At 61.9% G+C, this 6,625-nt stretch carries 4 protein-coding genes and 1 pseudogene; 2 read left to right on the top strand and 3 right to left on the bottom strand.

The genetic code is table 11. The annotated features are described in order from the left end of the window. A pseudogene (locus QQK95_RS31095) lies at positions 1-405 on the top strand (hypothetical protein); the annotation flags it as partial. 43 nt (positions 406-448) lie between these two features. Then, positions 449-931: a GIY-YIG nuclease family protein gene (locus QQK95_RS31090; protein ID WP_284278310.1), complete on the top strand. Its 483-nt coding sequence runs from the start codon at positions 449-451 to the stop codon at positions 929-931. Positions 932-955: 24 nt separating this feature from the next. Here the strand turns inward: QQK95_RS31090 and QQK95_RS31085 are convergent, their stop codons facing one another. The 3 genes from QQK95_RS31085 to QQK95_RS31075 form a co-directional block, all read right to left on the bottom strand. Beyond that, a complete protein-coding gene (locus tag QQK95_RS31085; RefSeq protein ID WP_284278309.1) occupies positions 956-2,953 on the bottom strand; it encodes a UvrD-helicase domain-containing protein in 1,998 nt (665 codons plus the stop codon). Between the two features lie 5 nt (positions 2,954-2,958). Further along, the gene (locus tag QQK95_RS31080) at positions 2,959-4,986 is read right to left on the bottom strand and encodes an ATP-dependent nuclease (protein ID WP_284278307.1); all 2,028 of its coding nucleotides are present in this window, start codon (positions 4,984-4,986) and stop codon (positions 2,959-2,961) included. 1,436 nt (positions 4,987-6,422) lie between these two features. Beyond that, positions 6,423-6,625 (bottom strand): hypothetical protein (locus QQK95_RS31075; protein ID WP_284278306.1); only part of this gene is annotated, 203 nt, incomplete at its 5' end.

Genomic DNA, 6,625 nt, shown 5'->3' with positions numbered 1-6,625 from the left:
GAATGGTGGCCGGTGTTTGATCGGAATGGCGGCCGGCTTCACGTCGGAATCCGCAGCCATCTCTACGATTTCTACCTATTCGCGCAGGACGGTCGCGGCTTCGACATGCGTAATCTGCTCGAACGGACGCGCCACCTGCACCCACATTTAGTCCATCTCTGCCTCGACAGCGATATGGCAACTATCCGTCTGACCGTGCCGAGCTTGCTCGGCGCCGCCGCCATTATCGCGCTGGTTGAGGGCTTCCACGGCGCGGCGGTGAATGAAGTGCGGCGGCGAAGCGACTCGCTTGACCCGGCCGCGATGAACGCCCTTGCCCGAGCCTGGCCCGAATATGTTCTTGGTCCAGAAAACCCGCTGACGTTCCTTGATCCGGGGATGGAGTGCTCGTTCTTCGGCGTCTGATGCCTAGCTCGCCGCGCCGGGAAATCCATTATAAGGCCCAGAGATGCCAGTCTATTTTATCGTCGAGTGCGGAAATGCTCGCAAGGCGCTCAAGATCGGCCGCGCGACCGATATCCAGAAGCGCCGTCGGAATCTCCAGACCGGTAATCCCGCCGAGCTGCTCATTATCGGCTGGATCGTCGCTGAGGATGAGGTGGCCTTCGAGCACGCACTACACCAGCGATTCCAGCACCAGCGGCGCGGCGGCGAATGGTTCGAGATCGAGCCCGCCGACATCCAGCCGATTCTGCTTCGCGCCGGAATCCGCGGGTTTGTCGCGAAGAATGCCGACGCCTTCGAGATTATTGGCTATGATCGCGACGGCATTACCGAATTTGTCGGCATATGGGACTGGGGCGATCTCGAGTACGAGGAGTGTTGCCCTTTCTGCGGTTGTTGCTGCGGCATCCATTATCAGGAGGTCTCCAGCCTGCACCATTGCCTGAACTGCGACACGCTGACCGACTTCGAGGAGGTGATGTTTTGACGCTGAAGGTGCCTTGGTGGCAGTTCAACCGTGCGCTTGTTCGCAGCAATCGATGATCGTCCATCCCCGACCTGTGAGGATGTCGAGTTCGCCCTCGGCGAATGCGTCCTTGCGCATCGCCAGGCACAGGAGATGGGTCGGGCGGGTCATAGCGACATAGTGCAGCTTCAACCGGCCGAGCATGCGCGTTCCTTCGAACTCGGTCCTGCCACGCGCGTTGGCCCTTGAGCCACCCACCTTTGTCCCGAGCAGCCAAGGTTTGAGCTCGCTCAGATGATGATCAAAATAGAAGCTGTCGAGCACGAGCGTCGCGGTGTGCGTCTCACCTTTAACCGAATGGATCGAACCCAGCCGGATTTGGACCTGCGGCTCCTTGCCGGGATAGGCGAACAGATTATCATTTCGGACCAAGATCGCGGCTTCGCCCTCCGGCGGCGGTCCGGCGTGCGGCCAGCCGAGGAACACGCCGACTTCATTGCCGATCGCCTCGGTGTTGCTCAGTTGCTTGACGATCGTCTCGACACACGGAAGCGCCTCCGCTTGCCAATCCGCCTCGCTGATCTCACCCCTGCTCGCCAGGACGATCTCCAGCAGTGCGAGATAGCCGGCATGCGCCTCCGTCTCGGACAGCAGGTCGGTCACGCGGCGATGTGGGGACTTGCGCGCCATCCGGCCATGAGTGCCGCCGGCTACCTCGCTTGCCGCCAGCAGCGCCGACGCCGTCGCGTTGATCAGCTTGTCGGTATTTCCGCTGCCGACCATCGCGAACCGTGCACGCGCCAGATATTGCGCGAAGCTGCTCGGCGCAGCCTCCTTGCGTGCGCAGTTCGGATCATAGGCCGGGGCATAATGGCCCATGGCGTGCGGCACCCGCCCATTCGCATCAAGATCGTGTACGCCGGCGACTGCGGTGAACACGCCGCGCTCCAGCACTGCCGCGTCAAAAGAGGCAACGAGATAGGCGCCATAGCGGGGCAACACTGATTGCACAGTCGCGTCATCGAACAAGAACAGCGCTGGTGCCTGGGGGGCGACGTCATGATGGAGTGGCGGTCCCGCGCCGATCAGCGCCTGCGGGGTGACGCCGAGCCCCTTCACCTCATCGGCCATGCCTTGGGCGAAGCGATAGCTGCGCGGCATGGGATGAACCACCGCCCCCGGGAACGGATCGGTGTCGGCGCCGTCGGCCCCGGGCCGCGCATAGATCGCCTGATTGGAATCGCCGAAGCGTTGGCGGCGCGAGGGCACGTCGCCGGCGCAAAAGACCCGGTGCAAAAGCGCCGATTGCTCCTCGCTATTGTCCTGCGCCTCATCGACGAAGACTAGCGGGAAGCGCTGCCGCAAGTCGGCGGCGGTCTCGGGCCGCTTGTCGAGCAGCTCGTTAGCCCAGACGAACATCTCGTCGAAGCAGAAATAGCCCTGCTCGCTGCCCGCGCGTCGCGCGTTGACCAGCGCCTGGTAGGTCGGCGTCTTCGGTCCGAGATTGCCAGTCCTGCCACCCGTATAGTTGGAGCGGGTGTAGATCAGGCAGCTCTCCTTCAGCCCGCGTTGCTGTAGCGTCCAGCGGGTATTGCCCGGAAGGATGCCCCAGCGCTTGGCGAGCGCAATCTGTGTGTCGATGCAGCGTACCTCGATGCCCTTCGAGCGCAGCCAGGGCAGCGCCAGATATTCATTTACGAACGAATGGATCGTCCCGACAAAATGCGGATAGCGTGTGAGCGAAATCCCGGCCGCTGAATTGCCGAGCTTGGCGCTAATCTCGTTGCGCGCCGCATTGGTGTGCGAAAGTACGCATATCCCTTGGTGGCGATGCGGCCAGCGCGTAGTCAGCACCGCTAGCTTGGCGACCAGCAAGGTCGTTTTCCCGCTGCCCGGACACGCCTCGAAATCGACCGTGTCGAGATTGAGCATCGCCTGGAGCCGGCTGTCGTCGCCGTCGACCGGAGCGAAGCCTTCCGGACCCAACCCCATCAGCGCCGCGGCCCAGGCGACATCCTGCTCTCGGATGAGATCGTCGAACATCGTGCTCAGCCCGCGACCGAGCCTGCCGCCGTCCCGGCCGCGGCAACGAAGGGCGCTGTCACATGCACGATCGCCGCGACGACATAGGGCGGCAACTGCGCGCGCAGGGTCTCGGCGTCGAGCGTGCCTGCCTCGATCTCTTTTTCGAGCAACTCGGCCAGATATTGGGCGGCGATAGCCTTTGACGCGCCCTCGGCCTCGAATAGCGCATAAACGTGCGAGCCGAGCGTCTCCTGATCGGGCCCGGCGCCGACAATCGCTTGGTAGACCAGATCGGCGGTGGCGACGACATCGGCTCGGACCGCGGCCCCGGCATTGAGCCGGTCATCCGCGAGCGCGAGTGAGGCGGCGCAATACATCTGCTTGCCGAGCCCGTGAAAGGCGAGGTCATATTCGAGCGTCCACTCGCCCGCGACGAAGGTCTCGACGCGCTGGCCCGAAGCCTTCGCTCGGCGCTCGGCGCGACGCTGTTCGAGTTCGTCACCGGGCAGGTCCGCCTTGATCCGCCATTGCCGCCTCGAGGGCGGTCGGACCGGCACCGGCTGGCCCGGTTCGAGCTTGCCGACGATCCACGGTGCCATGTCGGGCATCACGTCTATGTCGGTGACGCAGGCGACAGGAACGTTGATCATCCCGTCCTTCTCGGGGTCCTCGCGCATGAGGATTCGCGCATAGCGGCCGAGGCCGACGCCACCGACGTTCACAAGCGACACGCCATGAGAGTGAAAATCGCGGCCGAGCAACTTGGCGACAACCGGGAGCAGGATGGTCTCGGCATCGCCTTCGACGATCATCACGGCGCGCGCGAAGAACAGGTTCGCCTTGGTCACGTCGAGGAAGCGCTCGAGGAAGCGATAGTCGGAGGCGCTGAGCTTCGTCTTGCCGTGGCACAGCGGGAAGGCGCGGCCGCCCCTGATGAGCGCAAGATTGTCCAGTTTAAGGTCCGAGGCGAGGTTCGGGCTGTGAGTCGTGACGATGATCTGGATTTGCTGGCCGTCGGCACGCTTCTTATTCGCCTGCGCCTGCAGGAACGACATCAGGCGAAGCTGGCGCTGCGGATGGAGGTGCGCCTCGGGCTCTTCGATCAGCAACAGCGGGAAGCCATCGCTTTCCGCGGCGAGGAGGAGCAACTCGCATGCCATGAACAAGAGATTATTCGAACCTAGGCCGCGGCTGTGCGCGCTCTCGGCGTCGGCTGATTCCGTCAGGGCGAGGTCGAGCTTTTCGAGGAGCTGGCGCAGCCGGAGACTGTCCTCCTGTGCCCCGGCAACGTCGATCCGCGCCAGCAACAGATCGTCGGCGAACGACAAGGGCGCGAGATAGTCCTCGTTGAGCCGCTTGCGCGCCTGCTTGATGCCTTCGCTCTCGCTGAAGAGGTGGCTCGCGTAGTCGCCGAGCCCGAGCACGCTCAAGGTCTTCGGGTCGACCGGTGGCGCGACATGGCGGTCGAAGCCGACACCGGTGTTCCGAATCTCCGCCGTGTGCTGGAGGATTTGTGACAGTCGCGATCCGCGTCCCGCGCTCATCGCGCGTTCCGCGTCACGCAGCGGGCGGAGATATGTCGCGGTCAGCAGCGACCTCGCACCGAGGTCCATCAGCGGTCCGTCGCCCTTGGCGCCAGTGCGCCATTCGGGCGGCAACACTCGCCGCGAGCTGCCTTCCTTGGCGTTACGCTTCGCTACCCAGGTCACAAAGAGCACTGTTTCGACCCTCTCGCCGACCGTCTCGAAGGTGAGGAACTCGGCGAAGGCACCGCGATCGGCGACGGTGAGGCTGCGGAAGGTCAGTCGGATGACGATCTGCTCCGCAGGTTCGGCGCCGGGCGCCGCCTGGTGAAAATCGACCGGATCGACCCGCAGAATGTCCTGATCGCGGGTGCCGAGCACTAGCCGCAACGCGTCGATGATCGCCGTCTTGCCCACATCATTTTCGCCGACGAGAGCTGTCAGCCCGGGATTAAGGGAGAGGTTGAAAGCGCGGTCGGCCGATCCGAACAGCCGGAAGTTTTCGATCCTGATTTCTGCAATATACACGTAAGTCTCCCTCAGCGGTTGAGACTAGCAGCCAAGTTCGGGGCAAGAAACTGGCTAACTTGGCGAATGTGCGGATTGAGAGGCGATCGCAGACATTTCGCGGCGTAGGGTCGATCTGATAAGCGAGCGTTTCGCTGTCATCGAGGGAGCCGGGATGGCACGTGCCGTGGCGCAGCCGGCGTAAGGTTTCTTGGCGTCTACTGCGGACCACGGTCCGGTAATAGCGCTGCCGAAGCCGGAGGCAAGAAAGTGATAGAGCGCTTTGGAGGGCAGGCGGACAGGAGCTAATGCACAAAGCCGGTTGATACCGCCGGGACCAGGAGAACCCAATTGGGACGCCACCGCCTGCGCCGGCGCCGAGGGTGATCACATCCAATGGTCGACGCCCGGCACCGAGAACTGCTGGATTCGGTAGCGGTACTTGAGCACGGTCGGTGCCTTTTCAGAATCGCGGCAACGAATCCTGGCGGGGCAAAGGCGAATCCTAGCTCGCCGCCGACACGAAGAAAACGACAAAGAATTCAATCCTTCCAATTAGAGACGAGTAAATCCTTTCAAGAATGGATTGCTACGGCCTATATCTAGTTAGAGCCTAGGTTTTCAATCGAAGTCTGCTGCCGTACGCTGTACGAAGGAAACTAAAAATCTTACAATCGGCGCATAGAATCTTCTAGTTCGACCACTGTGCGCCAAAATCATCATGATAGTTCTTGACACGCCATAATATGTTGGCCACTCTTCCCGCTGGTTGACCTGAAGAGCCGGGTCAACCTTCGACCCAAAGGAGCCGGTCGTCAGAGGGCCAAACGCTTGCACCGACGACCAAGATTGGCCGGTGATCCCGAGTAGGCGAGGTGAGCATGTCCAAGAAAAGTCAGAAGGGGAGCGGCGGCCGCAATGCTCCAATCAGGAGAACGACTTGGGCGGTCAAGCTCGCGGTGCACTCGGTTTTTGACGACATGCGACGCCAACTCGCTCCGGAATCAGGCGACCCACATTGCGCAACCGTGACTGGCATGCCGCAGTCTGGCCGCAGCGCCATTGTCGCGTCTTATGTTCTCAACCATGTTGTCGACGACATCATTGCACGAGGGCTGTACCCGGCGGGAACCGACAGGAAGGAAATCGAACGAACGCAGACCGTTGCGGTCGATATCTGCGTTCCGGAAGTGTTGGCGTCCAAGGCCTTGGCCGTAAACGCACTGTCTCGCCCTGCGGAGTTCCTTAGAAGAGCCTGCACGTCGTTGATGCAACGAGGCACGACGGAACTCCTGCTTTTAGAGGGCTTTGACGAACTACTTCAGCGGGCGCAGGACCAACGTGGAGCTGCAGTGGCCCTCGAGATTGCGATTGCACACCAGGCAGTCACGGCGCTCGCACGTACGGTCGAAACGCCGGTCGTTCATGTCGGCGGTCCCAATTTTAGGAATCTTCTATCAAGAGCTGCTGACTTCCGACAGATATGGCGTTGGGAAGTTGATGTTTTCAACATTGGCCCAGACCTTCGGGCTAACACCGAATACATGCTGGCGCGCTTCCGTGACCTTCGTATAGTGAATGTCGAAGTTGGGCCTCGCCCCGCTGCGGCGCGACAATGAAGGTGCGAGCGTTGCGTCAATCAAGATGAGAATGCTGGCGG

Origin of the sequence: Mesorhizobium huakuii, assembly GCF_030160235.1 — a bacterium.
In the GTDB taxonomy this organism is placed as follows: domain Bacteria; phylum Pseudomonadota; class Alphaproteobacteria; order Rhizobiales; family Rhizobiaceae; genus Mesorhizobium; species Mesorhizobium huakuii.
This window is presented reverse-complemented; position numbering and strand designations above follow the sequence as displayed.